The organism is Martinezella lusitana (assembly GCF_900094565.1).
Taxonomy (GTDB): Bacteria; Pseudomonadota; Alphaproteobacteria; order Rhizobiales; family Rhizobiaceae; genus Rhizobium; species Rhizobium lusitanum.
In genome coordinates, this window is sequence record NZ_FMAF01000001.1 from 484932 (window position 1) to 504509 (window position 19578).

Annotated in this window: 16 protein-coding genes and 1 riboswitch; of the genes, 7 read left to right on the forward strand and 9 right to left on the reverse strand. The window is 61.6% G+C overall.

Annotated features, from left to right (window positions below):
- Nucleotides 1-69: 69 nt before the first annotated feature.
- Nucleotides 70-1986 carry a 1-deoxy-D-xylulose-5-phosphate synthase gene (gene dxs, locus GA0061101_RS02350; protein ID WP_047638891.1) on the forward strand — a complete coding sequence of 639 codons (1917 nt, stop codon included), beginning with the start codon at nt 70-72 and terminating at the stop codon, nt 1984-1986.
- A 40-nt stretch (nt 1987-2026) separates the two neighbouring features.
- Here the strand turns inward: dxs and GA0061101_RS02355 are convergent, their stop codons facing one another.
- From GA0061101_RS02355 to GA0061101_RS02365, 3 genes are all read right to left on the reverse strand, one after another.
- Nucleotides 2027-3064, reverse strand: a complete 1038-nt coding sequence (locus GA0061101_RS02355) for a sensor domain-containing diguanylate cyclase (RefSeq protein WP_047560706.1) — start codon at nt 3062-3064, stop codon at nt 2027-2029.
- Between the two features lie 326 nt (nt 3065-3390).
- The gene (locus tag GA0061101_RS02360; RefSeq protein WP_047560768.1) at nt 3391-5331 is read right to left on the reverse strand and encodes a methyl-accepting chemotaxis protein; all 1941 of its coding nucleotides are present in this window, start codon (nt 5329-5331) and stop codon (nt 3391-3393) included.
- Nucleotides 5332-5553: 222 nt separating this feature from the next.
- Nucleotides 5554-6561 carry a DUF4424 domain-containing protein gene (locus tag GA0061101_RS02365; protein ID WP_092572936.1) on the reverse strand — a complete coding sequence of 336 codons (1008 nt, stop codon included), beginning with the start codon at nt 6559-6561 and terminating at the stop codon, nt 5554-5556.
- A gap of 113 nt (nt 6562-6674) precedes the next feature.
- On the opposite strand from GA0061101_RS02365, the gene GA0061101_RS02370 reads away from it, so the two are divergent.
- Entirely contained in the window at nt 6675-7415 is a 741-nt protein-coding gene (locus GA0061101_RS02370; protein ID WP_092572937.1) for a TlyA family RNA methyltransferase, read from the forward strand.
- The gene (locus tag GA0061101_RS02375; protein ID WP_092572938.1) at nt 7412-8662 is read left to right on the forward strand and encodes a class I SAM-dependent RNA methyltransferase; all 1251 of its coding nucleotides are present in this window, start codon (nt 7412-7414) and stop codon (nt 8660-8662) included. The genes GA0061101_RS02370 and GA0061101_RS02375 overlap by 4 nt, the downstream gene beginning before the upstream one ends.
- Before the next feature lie 85 nt (nt 8663-8747).
- Here GA0061101_RS02375 and GA0061101_RS02380 read toward each other — a convergent pair whose 3' ends face one another.
- Both GA0061101_RS02380 and GA0061101_RS02385 read right to left on the reverse strand, forming a co-directional pair.
- Nucleotides 8748-9500: a crotonase/enoyl-CoA hydratase family protein gene (locus GA0061101_RS02380; protein WP_047638896.1), complete on the reverse strand. Its 753-nt coding sequence runs from the start codon at nt 9498-9500 to the stop codon at nt 8748-8750.
- A 9-nt stretch (nt 9501-9509) separates the two neighbouring features.
- A complete protein-coding gene (locus tag GA0061101_RS02385) occupies nt 9510-11288 on the reverse strand; it encodes an acyl-CoA dehydrogenase family protein (RefSeq protein ID WP_092572939.1) in 1779 nt (592 codons plus the stop codon).
- Between the two features lie 287 nt (nt 11289-11575).
- Between GA0061101_RS02385 and GA0061101_RS02390 the strand changes: the two genes are divergently transcribed.
- Nucleotides 11576-12577: a transporter gene (locus tag GA0061101_RS02390; protein ID WP_047560718.1), complete on the forward strand. Its 1002-nt coding sequence runs from the start codon at nt 11576-11578 to the stop codon at nt 12575-12577.
- A gap of 71 nt (nt 12578-12648) precedes the next feature.
- Here the strand turns inward: GA0061101_RS02390 and GA0061101_RS02395 are convergent, their stop codons facing one another.
- On the reverse strand, nt 12649-13110 hold the full coding sequence (locus GA0061101_RS02395; RefSeq protein WP_037198556.1) for a BA14K family protein: 462 nt from the start codon (nt 13108-13110) through the stop codon (nt 12649-12651).
- Nucleotides 13111-13400: 290 nt separating this feature from the next.
- Here GA0061101_RS02395 and GA0061101_RS02400 point away from each other — a divergent pair, with 290 nt between their 5' ends.
- Entirely contained in the window at nt 13401-14360 is a 960-nt protein-coding gene (locus tag GA0061101_RS02400; RefSeq protein WP_245297425.1) for a glycoside hydrolase family 25 protein, read from the forward strand.
- 89 nt (nt 14361-14449) lie between these two features.
- Here GA0061101_RS02400 and GA0061101_RS02405 read toward each other — a convergent pair whose 3' ends face one another.
- The 3 genes from GA0061101_RS02405 to GA0061101_RS02415 form a co-directional block, all read right to left on the reverse strand.
- Entirely contained in the window at nt 14450-15538 is a 1089-nt protein-coding gene (locus GA0061101_RS02405) for an FAD-binding oxidoreductase (RefSeq protein WP_037198554.1), read from the reverse strand.
- A 2-nt stretch (nt 15539-15540) separates the two neighbouring features.
- Nucleotides 15541-16785, reverse strand: a complete 1245-nt coding sequence (locus GA0061101_RS02410; protein WP_037198552.1) for an aromatic ring-hydroxylating oxygenase subunit alpha — start codon at nt 16783-16785, stop codon at nt 15541-15543.
- Between the two features lie 97 nt (nt 16786-16882).
- Nucleotides 16883-17087: riboswitch (cobalamin riboswitch) on the reverse strand.
- A gap of 217 nt (nt 17088-17304) precedes the next feature.
- Complete coding sequence (locus tag GA0061101_RS02415) at nt 17305-17718, reverse strand: ACT domain-containing protein (RefSeq protein WP_037198550.1); 414 nt, start codon at nt 17716-17718, stop codon at nt 17305-17307.
- A gap of 104 nt (nt 17719-17822) precedes the next feature.
- Between GA0061101_RS02415 and GA0061101_RS02420 the strand changes: the two genes are divergently transcribed.
- Both GA0061101_RS02420 and GA0061101_RS02425 read left to right on the forward strand, forming a co-directional pair.
- A complete protein-coding gene (locus tag GA0061101_RS02420) occupies nt 17823-18434 on the forward strand; it encodes a DUF6656 family protein (RefSeq protein WP_037198549.1) in 612 nt (203 codons plus the stop codon).
- A gap of 58 nt (nt 18435-18492) precedes the next feature.
- Entirely contained in the window at nt 18493-19467 is a 975-nt protein-coding gene (locus GA0061101_RS02425) for an L-threonylcarbamoyladenylate synthase (protein WP_092572940.1), read from the forward strand.
- Nucleotides 19468-19578 lie beyond the last annotated feature (111 nt).

Sequence of the window (19578 nt, forward strand, 5' to 3'; positions counted from 1 at the left end):
TTTTGTCGCAATCTGTTTTGACGTAAAGGCGGGCAACCGCCCAAGAATAGCAAGAAAGAGGCTTCTGCCTTGACACAAATGCCAGAGACGCCGCTGCTGGACCGGGTCCATTATCCTTCCGACCTGCGAAAGCTGGAGGACCGGGACTTGCCGCAACTCGCCCGCGAAGTCCGTGACGAAATGATCGATGCGGTATCGCGCACGGGCGGACATCTCGGCGCCGGTCTTGGCGTCGTCGAACTCACCATTGCCATCCACAGCGTTTTCGATACGCCGAACGATCGCCTCATCTTCGATGTCGGGCATCAGTGTTATCCGCACAAGATTCTGACCGGACGGCGCGACCGCATCCGCACGCTGCGCCAGGAAGGCGGCATTTCGGGCTTCACGCGCCGCGCCGAAAGCGAATACGACCCCTTCGGCGCCGCGCATTCCTCCACATCCATTTCCGCCGGCCTCGGCATGGCAGTCGCCGCCGAGCTTGATGGGACCGACCGCCGGGTCATCGCCGTCATCGGCGACGGCGCGATGTCGGCCGGCATGGCCTATGAAGCCTTGAACAATGCCGGCGCGCTCGACGCGCGGCTGATCGTCATCCTCAACGACAACGATATGTCGATCGCGCCGCCGACGGGCGCGATGAGCGCCTATCTCGCCCGCCTCGCCTCCGGCCGCACGTATATGGGCTTCCGCGATTTCGGCAAGAAACTGACGGCCTATCTCGGCAAGAAGGTCGATCGCGCCATAACACGCGCCGTCGAGCACGCGCGGGGCTATGTGACCGGTGGAACGATGTTCGAGGAGATGGGCTTCTATCATATCGGCCCGATCGACGGCCATTCCTTCGAGCATCTGCTGCCGGTGCTGCGCAACGTCCGCGACAATGCGCAAGGTCCGGTGCTGATCCATGTCGTGACGCAGAAGGGCAAGGGCTATCCCCCGGCCGAGGCGGCCGCCGACAAATATCATGGCGTCAACAAGTTCGACGTCATCACCGGCGCGCAGGCCAAGGTGAAACCGAATGCGCCGAGCTACACCAGCGTTTTTGCCGATGCTCTCGTGCAGGAGGCGATGTTCGACGACAAGATCGTCGGCATTACCGCCGCCATGCCTAATGGTACCGGCCTCGACAAGCTCCAGGAATTCTATCCCAAGCGCTGTTTCGACGTCGGTATCGCCGAGCAGCATGCCGTGACCTTTGCTGCCGGCCTTGCCGCCGAGGGCTACAAGCCCTTTGCCGCGCTCTATTCCACCTTCCTGCAGCGCGCCTATGACCAGGTGGTGCATGACGTGGCGATCCAGGGTCTGCCGGTGCGCTTCCCGATCGATCGCGCCGGTTTCGTCGGCGCCGACGGGCCGACGCATGCCGGGTCCTTCGACACGACCTTTCTGGCGACCCTGCCCGGCTTCGTCGTCATGGCTGCCGCCGACGAGGCGGAACTGAAGCATATGGTGCGGACGGCGGCCGCCTACGATCTAGGGCCGATCTCGTTCCGCTATCCGCGCGGCGAAGGCGTCGGCATCGAAATGCCCGAACGGGGCCAGATTCTGGAGATCGGTAGGGGTCGCGTGGTCAAGCAGGGGTCGAAAGTCGCCTTGCTCTCCTTCGGCACGCGTCTCGCCGACAGCCTTGCCGCGGCCGAGGATCTCGACGCCGCCGGCCTGCCGACGACGGTCGCAGACGCCCGCTTCGCCAAGCCGCTCGACCACGATCTCATTCGCCAGCTTGCTGCCCACCACGAGATGCTGATCACCATCGAAGAGGGCTCGGTCGGCGGCTTCGGCAGCCAGGTCATGCAGTTCCTCGCCAGCGAGGGCCTGCTCGACAACGGCCTGAAGATCCGCACGCTCGTCATGCCCGATATCTGGATGGACCAGGCGAAGCCCGAAGTCATGAATGCCAAAGCCGGCCTCGACCGCGCAGGCATCGTGCAGACGGTGTTCAGGGCGCTGGGCCACGGCCGGATCGTCGAGGCTGCCGGATAATGCGGATAGGATCAGGCGGGTCTACGGCCGCCTGATGCCATCAAGAATCGATCGCATTGAAAACTGCCACGCGGTCGCGGCCGGCTGCCTTTGCCTGATAAAGCGCAGCATCGACATTCCTGAGCAGCAGCATACGCGTCGCGCCATCGTTGGGCGCGAGTGCAGCGCCGATGCTCAGCCTTGCGAAAATGGATACGCCATCGACCGTAAACGGCGCTCTGAATGCCATAAGCAATCGTTCGGACAATGAAACAAGCGCGTTCCTGTCGGGAGGGGCCGGCACGAATATCGCGAACTCGTCGCCTCCCATACGAACGACGATATCATCGGTACGGATGACCGAGCGGATGCGTGCTGCCGCCTCGCACAGAATTTCGTCGCCGACATTATGACCGAAGCGGTCGTTGATCGACTTGAAGCCATCCATGTCGAGATAAAGGACGCCGAAATTCCGGTCAGCTGCAACAGCGGCGCTCAATGCTCCGTCGACTACAGCATCCAATGCCGAACGGTTGAAGAAGCGGGTCAGAGGGTCGGTCATGGCGGCAGTGCGCAAGCCGTTTTCAGCGATACCCATTAGCAGATTCGTCTTCTGAAGACACAGGAGAGCGCTTGCGATCTGCGCAAATCGCAAAAGGCTCTGCTCCTCGCTCGGGGAAAAGCGCCTCGGCGACTGATCGAGAATGCAGAAGGCACCTACGGGCTGGCCATTCTCCAATCGGACCGGTGCGCCTGCATAGAAGCGAAAACGCGGATCCTCCACGACAAAGGGCGCGACCATCAACTCGGTATCTTCAGCCAGATCGGGTATAACAAGCAATTCGTCGTCAAAGACCACGCGCGTGCAGATCGACATATCGCGGGAGCATTCGGCAATCTCGAGGCCCGCCTGCCCCGCAATGCGCTGCCAGTCCTCGTCGATGATATTGATCGCCGCATAGGGTGTGCCGAAAACGCCCCTTGCCAGCTCCGCAAGGACGGAAAGCTCCGGCGTCGGACTGCTATGAATCGCGTTCAGGGAGCGTACCGCTAAAAGTCTCTGTGTTTCATTGGTCGGAACTCGGACGAGCCGTCCCATTCGAATCTCCCTCGGCAATCATCACGAGGCCTATAAAAAAGGTGGTTCGAGGCCCAGCGCAACCCTCTCATCGCTTAAATATTTAACAAATGCTGAGGAGAAGGGCGGCTGGCATGGCGTTGATGGCGCTCAAGGCACGCGTGCCACGCAAAAGAGCTGTTGTCCGTTGTCGCGACAGATGCGCCAAAATAGAACGGAGCTGGAGACCTCGTCGTTTTTTCTCGGCCTCTCAATAGCATCGGCCCGTCGCTGAGCGGCAGGCCGATGCTGTTTACGGAGATGATTCGCCATGAACGACCCAGGCGGGGTCGTTCATCGAAGGACGATCAGAACTCTTCCCATTCGTCCTTAGCGGCCGCAGCCGCGGTTGCCTTGCCGCCGAAGGCCTTGGCCACCGTGCGGCCGAGCGCCCGGGCCGGCGATACAGCAGGCTTCGAGCGTGCCGTTGCGACTGCGGGACGCGCGGACGTTGCCTGCGGCGCATTGCTGAGCCGGAACTGGCGCAACAGCTCATTCAGTGCCGCGGCTTCGCGGGCGAGTGCGTGGCTGGCTGCGGTCTGTTCCTCGACCATGGCGGCATTCTTCTGCGTGCCCTGATCCATGTTGTTGACCGCAGTGTTGATCTCCTGCAGGCCGGTCGACTGCTCGCGGGTCGCCGTGACGATCGCGCCGACGTGACGATTGATTTCCTGAACTTCCGAAACGATCAATTCCAGAGCCTTGCCGGTCTCGCCGACCAGGGACACGCCGGTATTGACCTGATCGCTCGACGTGGTGATCAGCGCCTTGATTTCCTTGGCGGCATTGGCGGACCGCTGGGCAAGCTCGCGGACTTCCTGGGCGACGACGGCAAAACCCTTGCCGGCATCACCGGCGCGGGCGGCTTCGACACCGGCGTTCAGGGCAAGCAGATTGGTCTGGAAGGCGATATCGTCGATGACGCTGATGATGTTGCTGATCTCGCCCGAGGACTTTTCGATCTGCTGCATGGCGGATACCGCCTTGCGCACCACTTCACCGGACTTCTCGGCGCCGAGGCGTGCACGCTCGACGAGATGGCCGACATCCTCGGCGCGCTTGGCCGAATCGCGGACCGTCGTGGTGACCTCTTCCAGGGCTGCGGCAGTCTCCTCGACGGCGGCGGCCTGCTGCTCGGTACGATGGGCAAGATCGTCGGCGGCCGAACGGATTTCGTCGGCGCCGGCATTGATGGCGGCGGCATTGGTGCCGACTGACTGCAAGGCCGCTTCCAGCTTTTCGACGGCATTGTTGAAATCGGCGCGAACGCTGTCGAACTGCGGCGCAAAGGTGCGGTCGAGACGCGCCGCGACATTGCCGGCGGCGAGAGCCGAGAGCCCACCTGCGAGCGTCTCCATAGCGAAGCGGATTTCACCTTCTTCGCGCGCCTTCTGATCATCGCTCACCTGGCGCTGACGCTCGGCGTCATCGCGCATGCGATCGGTCTCGCCGGCGAGGCGCAGCTTCTCGATCGCCGCCTGCTTGAAGACGAGAACGGCATCGGCCATGCTGCCGACTTCATCGCCACGGCCAACGGCTGGAACGTCGATATCGTGCTCGCCGCCGGCCAGACGTCCCATGGCGGCGGTCATGCCGACGATCGGGCGAACGATGATGCGCGACAGCAGCCAGGCAAGAACGGCGGCGATCAGCGCCACGAGGATGCCGCCCACGACGAGCGTCAGGCGCAGATCGCCATTGGCCTGATCCTGCGTCGCCGCCAGGTCGCCGGCCTTGGCGCGGGCTGCCTGCTTGATCTTTGCGGCCGCCTCGCGGAAGCCGTCGAGTTGGCCCTTGGTTTCGTTCTGACCGATCTTGACGATCTGGTCGAGCGGCATGTCGGTTTCCTTGCGAGCCTTCGTCTGTGGCTCTGCAAGCTGATGGAAATAGATATCCGCGGCCTTCTGCATGTTGTCGATGGCCTGCAGCAGATCCGGAGAGTCGGCGGCGACCTGCTTGGCCGCGGCGATGCTCTTCAACATCCGGTCGCGATTGGCGAAAACATCGGCATAGGTGCTGTCGCTGTGGAGCAGGAGGAAGCCGCGCAGGTTGACCGCCTGTTCCAGCATTGCCTGCAAGGAGTCGTCGATGAGATTGACGAGCTGCTGCGACCTGGCCTGCTCCGCTGCAGCTCCAGCCGACATCTCTTCCTTGGAATACACGAATGCCGAAACGCAGGCGAAAATGGCGATCAGCGCCGTGAACGTTATGGCAAGCTTGCCATTCAGCGACAGTTTTTTCGCAAACATAAGCGAGCGCCTCCTGAGCGCCGGTCCTGGCGAGCATCGATAGGCCGTGGGAAAGGACGGCGGATGCTCGAAAAATTCAGGGAAGGGCATGATTGGGACGCGGAAGCGTGAAGCCGTCATGGCAGGCGTTGATCCTGAAACAGACCATCGCAATCACGGACATCGGTAGAGGCTACGGCTTTAAAATTGTTTAATTTTGACGATACGCCGTTTAAACCTGGCTCAGTTCCCGGGGGGCGCGGCGAGGATCAAGATATCCAGATCGTGTTCGGGATAAAAATCCTGCACCGTCATCTGAAAGGAGGTCGGCCCGGTCTTTTTGACGTCGGTGCCGCAGAAGCTGATGTAGTTTTCCGGACTGCCCTTGTCGACCGTCAGCTCGAAATGCTTGATCGGGCCGGACCAGTTGGCACCTGTGGTCAGCACATAGGAGATCCAGCTCTCGGTATAGGTGCGGCCGCCCTTGTCGGCCGTGGCGGAAAGCTTGGTCGCCGTCTTCAGGAAGGCATCGTCGACGCAATACTTGCTGCGGTAGGCCTGCAGCTGCTGCTTCTGGTAGTCCTGGTCGCCGGCAAACGTAATGGCCACGGTGCCGCCGACGCTCGGCTTGTAGCTATGCTGTACGCCGATCCTGGCTTTGGCCGGAAACTTGGTGCGCCACCAATAGGTGGTATGCAGCGTCCACATCGGCGTCGGATGATGCTTCATGCCCTGACCGTCATTGTCATATTCGTCATCAACGATCAACCCGCGAGCCGTCCAGTCTTCCAAGACATCGACGGGCAGCTTGGCGACGGCATCCATGGCCGTCTTGCTGAGCGGCAGTAACGGTACGCCGCGCGCCTTCAATTCATCCGTCATGTCGACGCCCGCGACCGTGACGCTCTGCTGAAGGGTCGGTACGATCGCCTTGCCGTCCTGCGTGACGGTGAAGCCCAGGAAGTTGTCGGCGTCGACATTTCCGGCATCGACCATGCTGTCGACATCACCCTTGATATCGGGCATCGGGAAAGCGACGAGACTTTCGACGTCCTTGTCGGATGTGTTTTCGAAGACATAGTCGACGCGCACCTGGGCCGCGGAAATGAAGAGCTTCTCCTCGTCCATGCTGATATCGCCGGTGCGGACATAGGCGAGACCGCCGGTCTTCAACTCGGCCATGGTATCGTTCGCAAAGGCCGGAGCGGCGAACATCGCCAATAGCGCCGCATAGCCACCGATTCTTCGCATGATGCCCTCTCAACCGTTGATTTGTGCGATTATGGCCGGCTGCAGCCCGGCGTCAACGGCGACATCGGCACAAAAGGCTTGCAACGCACTGCATTGCCCGGCATGGACTGCCTATGTCAGAACCGCAACGCCTCGACCAGCTTCTCGTCACCCTTTCGCTTTTCGCCAGCCGATCGCGGGCGCGCGATGCCATTCAACGCGGCACCGTGACCGTCGACGGCAAGGTTGTGACCAAACCGGGCACGCTGTTCACCGAAGAGGCGCAGATCGCGATCGACGATCCGGCCCAGGATTATGTCTCGCGGGCGGCCCTGAAGCTGGTCGCGGCACTCGATCATTTCCAGCTCGATCCGAAAGGGCAGCACTGTCTCGACGTCGGCGCGTCGACCGGCGGCTTTACCGAGGTATTGTTGCAGCGTGGCGCCGCGCATGTCACATCCATCGATGTCGGCCATGGGCAGATGCATCCGCGCATATCGGCCGATCCGCGCGTGACCAGTATAGAGGGGCTGAACGCCCGCAACCTCACGGCCGAGGATATCGGCAAGCCGATCTCGTTCATCGTTTCCGATGTCTCCTTCATCTCGCTGAAGCTGGCGTTGGCGCCGGCGCTGGCTTTTGCCGAGCCGGGCGCGCGCGCCGTGTTGCTGGTGAAGCCGCAGTTCGAGGCAGGGCGCGATGCGATCGGCAAGGCCGGTCTTCTGAAAGACCCCTCCTCTGCTCCCGCCGTTGCTGCCGAGCTCAAACGCTGGTTCTGCGAGGATATGGGCTGGCAGAGCCTCGGCCTCATCGCCTCGCCGATATCAGGCGGCGACGGCAACCACGAATTTCTTCTCGCAGGGATCAAGCCATGAGCACCGAAACCGTCACCATCCAGAAGCTCGGCGCCCAGGGCGACGGCATCGCGCAAGGCGCTGATGGCCCGATCTACGTGCCCTTTACGCTGCCGGGCGAAAGCGTCGCCATCGCGCGGGTGAAAAGCCAGGGCACGTTGATGTCGATCGCAGCGGCCTCGCCAGACCGGCGGGAACCGCACTGTCGGCACTTCGGTCCCGATGGCGTCAACGGCACCTGCGGCGGCTGCACGCTGCAGCACTATGCCGATGCGCCCTACCGTGCCTTCAAGCGGCAGCTCGTGATCGACGCGCTCCGTTCCAAGGGCCTGACGCCCGAGGTGGATGATATTATCGCCGCCCATTCCGGCGAGCGCCGCAAGGTCGTCTTCGCGGCGCGCAAGACCGAGAAGGGCACGCTGATCGGCTTTAACCAGGCCGAAAGCCACCACATCGTCGCAATCGAGGAATGTCCCATCGCCTCGTCCGGGATCATGTCGCAATTGCCGGCGATCACGGCGGTCGCAGCGGCACTCGCCGTCAACGCGGAAGCCTTCCGCATCTCCGTTTTGGAGATGCCTTCCGGCCTCGATCTCGCCGTCGACGACGTCAAATCCCTTTCCGACAAGCAGCGTCGGAGCGCGATCGAAATGGTGCTCACGCTTCGCGGCATCGCGCGCGTCTCGGTGAACGGCGAAATCCTGGTGGAACCGGCAAAGCCGATGATCGATTTCGGCGGCGTGCAGGTCTCGCCGCCACCCGGCGCCTTCACGCAGGCGACCAAGCAGGCCGAAGACGCCATGGCCGAGCTGGTCACGACCCATGTCGGCAAGGCCAAGCGCATCGCCGATCTCTTCGCCGGCAGCGGCACCTTCTCGCTTCGCCTGGCGCGGATCGGACGGGTGCACGCGGTGGAAGGCGAGGCCAAGCCCTTGGCCGCGCTCGATTACGCCGCCCGCAACACGCAGGGGCTAAAGCCGGTCACCATCGAGCGCCGCGACCTCTTCCGCCGGCCGCTGATGAAGCAGGAATTGAAGGTCTACGACGCCGTCGTCTTCGATCCGCCGCGCGCCGGGGCGGAATTCCAGTGCAAGGAACTGGCCCGCTCCCAGGTCAAGAAGATCGTCGCCGTCTCCTGCAACCCTTTAACGTTGGCACGCGATCTCGCGCTGCTGACCGAAGGGGGCTATCGCATCACCAAAGTGACGCCGATCGACCAATTCCTGTGGACCTCGCATGTCGAGGTGGTCGTGGCGCTGGAGAAGTAGTTCTCTTCGACGCGCGTTGGGTGGCCGACCCTCGTGGTTCGAGACGGCCCTTCGGGCCTCCTCACCATGAGGGCGGGTGATGTAGTTACCGCTTCATGAACGCCTCGAATGCTGCACGGGCTTCGGCGGTTTTCAGCCGTGTCGCGAAAAGCTCGGCTTCCTCAGCGATACGACCAAGAATAGCGTCCGGTTCGCCCCGTATCAGGTCACGCGCGATCCGCAGCGCCTCCGGCGGCTTGGCCGCAAGCTTGGCAGCCAACGATAGCGTTTCAGCCTCCACCGCTTCGGGTGCGGTCACCTTCCAGATCAGGCCGGCCTCCTTTGCTTCGGCGGCGGAGAAGCCTTCGCCGAGGGCGAGCAGGGCGAAGGCGCGCTGATGACCCATCAGGCGCGGCGCAATCAGGCTGGAGGCCGCTTCGGGGACGAGGGCAAGATCGACGAAAGGCGTCTTGAACAGGCTACGCTCGGAAGCCACCGTCAGATCGCAATGCAGGTGGATCGTGGCGCCTATGCCGATCGCCAAGCCGTCCACGCCCGAGACGACCGGTTTCTTCGCCGTGGCCAGTGCGGCAAGGAAATCCAGCACTTCGCGGCCCATGCTTCCGCCCATGGCGAAGGCCAGGAAATCCGCCATGTCGTTGCCGGCGGAAAAGCAGCCTTCGGTGCCGAGGAAGACGTTGACGCGGATATCCGGCGTGTCGTCCGCCGCCTTCAGCGCATCGGTCATCGCCTGGTACATGGCGCGCGTGATCGCATTCTTCTTTTCCGGACGGTTGAACCGGATAATCTGGACATGCGGCGTGGTCTCGGGACGTTCGATGATAATATGGTCGGTCATTAGATCTTCTCAGGCAAGCGCGATGCGGGCAGCTTCAAGGCTCGACGCGCCGGCGGCGATACGGTCAGTGAGAGCGGCGGTCTCGGCCAGAAGATTCTCGGCAGCAAAGCGGCAAAGCGCGATGCGCTTTCCGGCCTCGCCATCCGCCGCATCGACCACCCCCCCCTTGGCCAGATAAGCTCCGGTCAGCACGAGACCGAAGAGCCGTTGATAGGGCGTCGCACCCGCCAGCGCCTCGGCGACGGCGCCTTCGGCCTGTCGCGAGAGCAGCCATTCGCTTGCCTTTTCGAGATCGGCGATGGCCGATTCCAGCCGCGGCGCCGTTTCCCCGAAGCCGTCGAGATTGGATCTGGCGACGGCATCGGCGATCCCGCGCAATTCGCCGAGGAAGGCGCGCACTTGATCGCCGTTCGCAATGGTCAGCTTGCGGGTCACGAGGTCGATCGCCTGGATGCCGTTGGTGCCTTCATAGATCGGCGCGATGCGGGCATCCCGCAGCAGGCGTGCCGCTCCCGTCTCTTCGATGAAGCCCATGCCGCCATGGACCTGGATACCAAGCGAGGCGACATCGACGCCGGCATCGGTCGAGAAGGATTTTGCAATCGGCGTCAACAGCGCGGCGCGCTCCTGCCAGTAGCGTGCCTTTTCGGGATCGCGATGCGACATATCGATCGCCTCGGCGCAGGCATAGCAGATGGCGCGCGAACCCTGCGTCAGCGCCTTCATGGTCAGCAGCATGCGGGCGACATCGGGATGTTCGATGATCGGGCTCATGCCCGTCGCCGTCGTGCCCGGCGCGCGGCCCTGCGTGCGCTCGCTGGCATAGGCGATGGCTTTCTGGGTGGCGGCTTCCGCAATTGCCACGCCCTGAATGCCGACGGCGAGGCGCGCATTGTTCATCATCGTGAACATGCAGGCGAGCCCCTTGTTCTCTTCGCCGACAAGCCAGGCGACAGCTCCTTTTTCGGCGCCATATTTGCCATCGCCATAGATTATCGTGCAGGTCGGCGAGCCGTGGATGCCGAGCTTGTGCTCCAGAGAATGGGCGAAATAATCGTTACGGACGCCAAGCGATCCATCATCGTTTACGAGGAATTTCGGCACGAGGAAAAGCGATATGCCGCGCGTGCCCGCGGGCGCGTCCGGAAGCCGGGCGAGCACGAAATGGACGATGTTTTCCGCCGCCTCGTGATCGCCCCAGGTGATGAAGATCTTCTGGCCGAAGAGACGATAGGTGCCGTCGTCGCGGCGCTCTGCACGCGTGCGCAGCGCCCCGACATCGGAACCGGCATGCGGCTCGGTCAGGTTCATGGTGCCGGCCCACTCGCCTGATACGAGCTTCGGCAGGTATGTCTTTTTCAGGTCTTCGCTGCCGTGGGCGATGAGTGCCTCGACCGCCCCCATGGTCAGCGTCGGGGCAAGACCAAACGCCATCGAAGCGGAATTCCACATTTCCAGCGTCGCGATATTCAGCATATGTGGCAGGCCCTGTCCGCCGAACTCCTCCGGCGCGGTCAACCCGTTCCAGCCGCCGGCGATCCAGTCGCGATAGAGCTTTTCCCATCCGTCCGGAAGAACCACCTTGCCGTCGACCAGCTTCGCGCCCTGCCTGTCGCCGATTTCGGCAAGCGGCTCCATCTCGTCGCCGGCGAAACGTCCAGCCTCCGCCAGGATGGCATCGAGGACGTCGGCGCTGAGATCGCCGAGGATGCCCTCTTCCATCGCCCGCTCCATGCCGGCGACATGCTTCAGCGTGAACGCGATTTCCTCGACAGGCGCCTTGTACATGATGCTTTCCTCCGCATTTGTGGTCCGATGGCCCGCCTCACCCAGGCCATCGTCGACGTGTTGTTATAGCTAGTTGATTTTTACGTAAACGTCAATTTTACAAAGGCGATGCGATGCTCATTTCCACTTGATTGCGAACTCGAACGACACATTCGCCCTGCACGCGCTGCGCGGCTGAGACATCTGCGCCCGCGCATGCGATTATTCAAACAACGGGCAGACTTGCATAAACAATCGTCATGAACGAAGACTAAGGCAACTGTTCCGACAATCCGAATGATCTGGCCATGAACACGATCACGTCTGCCATCACGATACCCGGCTTTGTCTGGGCCTATCGTCTCCATCCCGGCGCAGACAAGCCGGAGCGGTTGCCCGACGATACCGATCGCGCCACGCTCTTTGGCGGAGACGGTTTCCTCTGGCTGCATCTCAATCTCGTGGATGCCCGCGTCCCAACCTTCCTTGCGGACGTACCTGGGTTGAACGAAGCGGCACGCACAGCGCTGACCACGCACGAGACGCATGCGATGCTTACCGTCGACGAACAGATGCTCTTCGGCACGCTGGTCGACTTCCAGCATGAGTTCGGTCAGGACACTCGTGACATCGGCTGGCTGCATTTTGCGCTGACCGACCGCATGCTCATCACCAGCCGGCTGCAGCCGCTTCGCAGTCTGGACCGGGGGCGTATGCTGATCGAAAAGAATGCGGCGCGATTTTCCCGTCCGCTGGATATTTTCGAGCTGCTGGTCGTCGAATTCCAGCGCTCCATGATCTCGGTCGTCATCGAGATGAGCGAAGAGCTGAATTCTATCGAGGACTTCCTTCACGGGAACACGTCGCGCGACGAGCGCACGCGGCTTCCGCCGATCCGACGGACGATCGTACGGCTGCATCGCCATCTGCGCACAGTCCTGTCGCTGATGCGCCACGCCGCCGCCTCGGACGACGAGGAAATGCCGCTCGGCTTCGAGGATGTCGCGGGGCGCCTGACGAGCCGGCTCGAAGCGGTCGAGCATGATATCTATGCGCTCCAGGAGCGCGCCCGGTTACTGCATGAAGAAATCGACTCGAAGCTCGCCTCCGAGATCAATCGCCATCTCTATATCCTGTCGATCATGACGGCGTTCTTGTTGCCGCCGACGCTGGTGACCGGCTTCTTCGGCATGAACACATCGAACCTGCCGCTCTCCGGCGGGACAGGCGGTACGCAATATGCGATCGGCTTCATCGTCGCGTCCATGCTGCTGGCATGGTGGTTGCTCAAACGGATCAACATTCTCTGACATCTGACTATGCATGAAAAGCCGCCCGGCATGTGCCGGGCGGCTCGCATCGATGAACCTCTAAGCGTCGCTCAATAATAGGGTGAGTAGCACTGACGGCGCGGGCCCTGATTGGGCTGGAAGGTGTTGTCGTAAGCGCGATAGGAGCGATAGCGATCCGAGCACCATTCGACGTGACGCGGGTTGATGCCGCCGGCTGGAGGCGGAGCGGCGTAATAGCGCGGTTGGCTGGCAATCGCGCCGCCGATGATCGCACCGGCGCCGAAGGCGGCCAGCGGGAACCAATAGCCGTCATGGTAACGATAGCCATGGCGATAGCCCGAGTAACCGCGATAGCCGCCATACCAACCCCGGCGATAGTAACCACCGTGATAGTGGCGCCATTGAACCTGCTCGATATTGGCGGGCGCGGTCTTTTCGGCGGGCGCAACCGGTGCGGCAGGCATCTGCAATGCGAAGGACGGCGTGAAGCTCGTCAGGGTAACAGCGGCCGAAATAGCGATGGTCGCAATTCTCGCACGGAAACCAAGCATTCTTATCTCCATTCCCTGGTTTGTCTTGTGCTCAGGCGTTTGGCGTTCGATATCGGGATGCTTCCCGAGCAGGGTTGAAATGCCTGCTTCGTCGCATGTCCGAACAGACGGCGAGAAACGCGGCAACACGTTATTCTGTTCCTCAAATCCCTACCAATTTAAGGAGTTATGCGAGGGCTCCACGATGAATTTATAGTGATTTCATCCTTAACCCAAGATTAACCAGCAATCCTTACTATTATTTCATGAAAGGATCCCGGCAGACTTACGCCTTGATTTGCAGCTTTCTGATGGTCCTGGCCCTCATGGGGCCGGCTACGAAGCTTTCGGCCGGTGAAAGTCGACCCTGGACGGATCCGAGAAACGCCCTCATCATCGACGCCTATGAACTGAACACCATCGACTGGAATGCGTTTCTGCAGGACAAGCGGATCGCCGGCTTCATCTCCAAGGCCTCCGACGGTCTGCCCGAAAGTTTCAGTTGTACAGGCGACCATGCCGGCGACACGGTCGCACACTGCAAGACGATGTGGCGCAAATACGCCGTCAGTCGCGAGCTGTATCAGACGCGCCGCATGCTGGCGAAGATGAACGGCCTGTTGTGGGGCGCCTACCATCTGGGGCGGCCCGGCAATCCCATCGACCAGGCCAATCACTTTCTCGACTATGCCGATCCGCAGCCGGACGAGCTGATGGTGCTCGATATCGACGGCATGGACTCCACGCAATTCATGTCGCTGGAGGATGCCCAGGTCTTCGTCGCCCATATCAAGGTCAGAACCGGCCGCTACCCCATCCTCTATACCAACCACAACATCGCCCGCTACATCGCCGATCATCGCGACATCTATCCGCTGCTGTCGCGGCTGCCGCTGTGGTACGCGCGCTACAAGCCGGACGTGATCGGCACCTTCCCGCTCGGCAATTGGGACAGCTATGCCATCTGGCAGTTCGCTTCATCGGACAATTGTTCCGAAAAGAGCTGCCCCTACCGCGTTCCGGGCACATTGACCGATATCGACGTCAATATTGTACCAATGACCAAGATACAGCTTGCCAAGATCTGGCCGCAAGGCGAGCTACTGCCTGCCAAACCGTTGCCTGCGCCCGACGTGATGATCGCACAGGCACCGACCTGCAACGGACCGCGGCAGACGCTTATCTCGCTGGTGATCGATCCCATCGTCACGGCCTCGACCCGTCGGTCTGAGCCGGTGGAGATCAATGAGCTGAATTATCAGGATTTCTAGAGCGACAACGGAATAGCGTTACCGCTCTATGATATTTTTTCGCGCAATTCCGGACGGAAAACCGCTGCACGCTTTTCCTGGAGTTTGCTCTAGGCTTCGACCTGGACATCCGTCTTCGGCCGCGAACAGCAGGCGAGGATATAGCCCTCCTCGATCTCGTCATCGAGGATGCCGCCATTGTGGTTCATCTCGACCTCGCCCGAAAGCTTCATGACGCGGCATGTACCGCAGAGGCCGGATTCGCAGGCCGCACCGATGCGTACGCCCGCGCCGCGCGCGGCCTGAAGCACGGTCTGCCCCGCCGCGCAGACGACGTCCTTGCCGGCCATGGTGAAGCGGATCGTGGTTGCAGCTTCGGTCGACGCATCATCGGTGACCTCGGCAAGCGGCGTTGCCGCATTCGCCGGCTGGAAGCTTTCCTGATGGTAGCGGGACATGTCGAAGCCATGCGCTTCCAGCATGGAGCGGACCGCATCCATGAAGACTTCCGGACCGCAGCAGAAGATCGTGCGATCCATGAAATCCGGCGCGAGCAAGCCGATCTTGGCCTTGTCGATGCGACCCTTCAGCCCCGACCAGAGCTCGGTGCGGCCGCAGCCCTCGACGATCAGGCCGAGATTGAGGTTCGGCATGAAGCGGGCGAGATATTCCAGCTCCGAACGGAAGATGATGTCGGCCGGGCTGCGCGAGCAATTGACGAAGGTGATGTCCGACAACGGCGCCGTGTCGGCCATGTAGCGGGTCATGGCCATCATCGGGGTCACGCCGGACCCGGCTGACACGAAGAGATATTTCTCGCCGGGATGGCGGATATGGCTGAAATCGCCGAGGGGACCGAAAGCCTTGATGCGCATGCCGGGCTTGAGGTTCTCGAACATCCAGCGCGTGCCGATGCTGTCCTTCTGCGCCTTGACGGTCACGGCGACCGAAAAGGGCCGCGACGGTGTCGACGACAGCGTATAGGTGCGCATGACCGGCTCGGGCGCCGTCGGCAGCTCCAGCGTCACGAACTGGCCCGGCAGGTAACGGAACCAGTTGTCCTTGTCGGACCCGAATGTGAAGGTCATCACATCGGGCGCTTCCGGCGTGACCGAGAGGCATTCGAGCAGATGCTGCCTGTCGCTCCAGGGCTGCATCTGGTCGAGATGTCGATGACGGAGGGAGACGGTCATGTTCATGCTCAGGCAACCGCCGACAGCTTGGCCTGATCGCCCTGCAGCCGGTTGATCATGAAATTCGAGTACCACTCGACGAACTGCATGACGCCGCCTTCATGGATTTCCGAATAGGGACCGGGCTCGTAAGCAGGCGAGCGGATGCCGAAGGCGTTTTCCTCGACGATGCGGCGGTCCTGATCGTTGGTCTCAGTCCAGACGTGGGTCAGCTCTTCGAGATCATAGTCGACGCCTTCGACCGCATCCTTGTGCACCAGCCATTTGGTGGTGACGGCGGTTTCCTCGGCGTTGAGCGGCAGGACGCGGAAGGAAATCGCGTGATCGCCGAGCATGTGGTTCCAGGTCGTCGGGTAATGGAACAGCAGCATCGTACCGATGTTGTTGATCGTCACATCCGGCGAGAGCGGCCGCTTGACGGCATTCTGGCCCGACATGGTGTAGCTTTCGGCCCCTTCGATCAGCGGCATGCGTGCGGTGCGGAACTGTCCGTCCGGCGAGATCTTGAATTCGCTCGGCAGGCCGGCAGCTTCACAGCGCTTCCAATGAGCTGTGATCACGGGATCGCTCATTGCCCCCTGCACGCCGCTCACCGTCGGCGCTTCCGAAAAAGTGCGGCAGAGTTCGGGATGGTTTGCAGCGCAGTGGTAGCACTCGCGGTTGTTTTCCCAGACGAGCTTCCAGTTCCCCTTCTCGATGATGGTGCTCTGGAAGGCGACCTTGGCCTCGCTGAGACGATGAGGGGCTATGTAGGGCTCGATCGTGGCACGAACCGGCGCGAAGTCCGGCGCATTCTGCGCAAGGCAGATGAAGATATAGCCGCCGACGCTTTCGCAGTGAACGGATTTCAGCGAGTACTGGCTCTTGTCGAAATCCTCGGCCATCTGGCGGGCGAAGAGCAGCGAGCCGTCCAGCTCGTAGGTCCACTGGTGATAGGGGCAGACGAGCTTTGCCGACGAGCCGCGCTCGGTCGTGCAGACCCGCGAGCCGCGATGACGACAGCTATTGTGGAAGGCACGGATGACCTGATCGCGACCGCGAACGATGACGACGGGATAATCGCCGATCTGGACGGTGAAATAATTGCCCGCGCGAGGCACTTCGCAATCATGGCCGATGAACAGCCAATCCCGATAATAGATCATCTCCATATCGAGCTTGAAGTAATCCGGGTCGGTATAGAAGGGCTGCTCCAGGCTGAAACCCTCACGGCGATTCTTCAATTGCCGCAGAACATTGCTGCTGATATCCATTTGCCTATCCTTGCGCAGTACCAAGAAACGGGCGAAGGACATGCACGGCCGGTGGGAACGGCCCAAAGCAATGTCCCGACCGCCCGCCGCGGTCAGTAAACCATATGTGCCCAAGGCTGGTTTCCGGGCTCTGGAGCGGCCCTGTCGCCAGGACCCCATGGCACCTTCCCAGGTCGACCCGACCCAGTGGCTTTATCCGCCATGCCTTACTCCACCACCGTTGCGGGGGCAGCGCCGGATTTTGACCGGCTTCCCAATTCTCCGCCTCCCTAGCAGACGGCACCTTGAGATTGATGACATCATAGCTCTCGGCCCCTTCAGCCGCTGCGCTACAATGCGACATCGGCTTCGAAATTGGCGACAGACGAAACGAGACGCCCGGACGGTTGCGCATAGCGGCAATAAAGGAAGACAATTCAATCTCTTATGCATCGCCGTGGGATGCAGGAATAGTGATCCTCCCACCTCTCGCGAGCGACGCTTTATTCTGAATGCGACAGGTCCGCCGATGGCAGGCGATCAAAGGCGCGCGTGCGCCTGCGAAAGCGCCTGCAGCGCCGCCACCGCACGGCCGGCATCAACGGCCGGAACGAAGATATGATCGTGATAGTAGGCGGCGACGACATTGGCGCTGATGCCCTCATTTCCCAAGGCCGTGGCAAAGGCTGCGGTCAGGCCGACCGCCTCCAGCGAGGAATGGATATCGAGCGTGATCATCCGCATGGCGGGGGCCGTCGGAAGCCCTGCCTGCCGCGCTGCTTCCAGAGGAAGGATCAACGTCACTCCCTCCCTTTCCCGAAAGAGCCCGATCGGCTCCAGGTGAATATGATCGGCGAGCGCCGAAGCCGGCACGCTGCAATAGACGAACTCGCCCTCGGCAAGATTCGGCTTCATGTCCGCCAGCAGCAGCTTGAGATCGGTAATGCCGGGCATGATTCTGATCCTTTTCAACGATCCGCCAGCAAGAGCGCGCGCTTCAGCCCGGCTCAAGCTAGACGATCTATCATTCGGCATCCAGACCTCGATGGCGAGCCGGCATGGCAAAACTCAGATATTTCGATGCCAAGAAACCCGCCAACCCGGAGCCGGTGCCGCCGGCGGCGGGGTATACGGAATTTCTCCGCACCGGCCGCATCAATCGCGACAAGACGCATTGGCTCGCCGAGGAGCGACGTTACCTCACGTTCGAGGAAGTGGCCGAACGCACGGCGAGCAAGCTGCGGAACGCCGGCGAGACAACCCATGGCCGTCTCAACAGCTTTCACCAGTCGATCCGCTTTCCGAAACTGATCTTCCATCACACCCTGCGGGATACGCCGCATCTCGGCTATTGCCACGTCACCGCGGCGCGAACGCAATTCGCGAAATATGAGGAGGTAAGCTGGGCCTTCTACATCGCCAATTTCTTTGCCCGCCTCGGCCAGAACGACAATTTCTTCGAAGACATCAGCCTGAAATATTCGCGAATGTATTTCGCCGTCGCCGTCCATCCGGACAAGGAAGCGTCGGAAAAGAAGCTGACGATCAATCGCGACATCCGGGGCAACGGCGTGCTCTTCCACACCCATGATCCGCAGACCGCCATCCGCAACGTCCTGCTGCTCGGCGCCCGCAACGAGCAGCTTCGCGACATCATTCGCCAGCTTTGATCATTGATCCGAAAACTTGAAAAGCATAAGAACGGCCTGAACTGCAAACGGGCAGGCCATGGCACGACACATAGACATCCTTGAACATCCGCAAACGGCGATAGAGGTCGCCTCGGCAACGCTTGCCGAGGGGTTGCCGATCGGATTGCCGACGGAGACCGTCTATGGGCTTGCCGCCGATGCCACCAATCCGGCCGCCATCACCCGGATATACGAAACCAAGGGCCGGCCGCGCTTCAATCCGCTGATCTGCCATATGAGCGATCTGGCCATGGCCGAACGCTACGCGATCTTCGATCCCATCTCCCGCAAGCTGGCGGAAGCCTTCTGGCCCGGTCCGCTGACGCTGGTGCTGCCGCTACGGCCTGAAAGCGGCATCCATCCGCTGGCGACCGCCGGTCTCGACACGGTCGGCATCCGCGTGCCGCAGGGCTTTGCCGGCGAGCTGATCCGCGCCTTCGGAAAGCCTCTGGCCGCCCCAAGCGCCAATACGTCGGGCAAGATCAGCGCCACCAGCGCCGATCATGTCGACGACGACCTCGGAGAGCGGATCACGCTGATCCTCGATGCCGGCGCTTCGGTGGTGGGCGTCGAATCGACCATCGTCAAGGTCGAGGACGGCGAGCTGCGGCTGCTGCGGCCGGGCGGATTGGCGGCGCGCGAGATCGAGCGGGTGGCAGGCAAGGCCGTGAAGCGCAAGAGAGGTGCGGCACCTGCCATCGAAGCGCCAGGCATGCTTGCTTCGCATTATGCGCCGGGCGCAGCCGTGCGGCTCGATGCGACCGATGTTTCGCCGGACGAAGCTCTGATCCGCTTCGGGACACCCGAGATTGCCGGCATCGGAAATGCCGTTGCCGTGCTGGATCTCAGCCCTAGCGGCGATCTTTCGGAAGCAGCCGCCAACCTCTTCGATTTCATGAAGCGCGCCGACGCGACGGGTGCCGTGACGATCGCCTTTTCCCACATTCCCGACGAGGGCCTCGGCGAGGCCATCAACGACCGGCTGCGCCGCGCGGCCGCGCCCCGAGCATGATCCCCAAAAGTGCGAAGCGGTTTTGGGACACATGCAAAAGCGAATAACTGGAACTTGATGACAATTCGAAGAAGATCAGCAAGTTCCAGAGACTAAATCGGCCCGAACCCT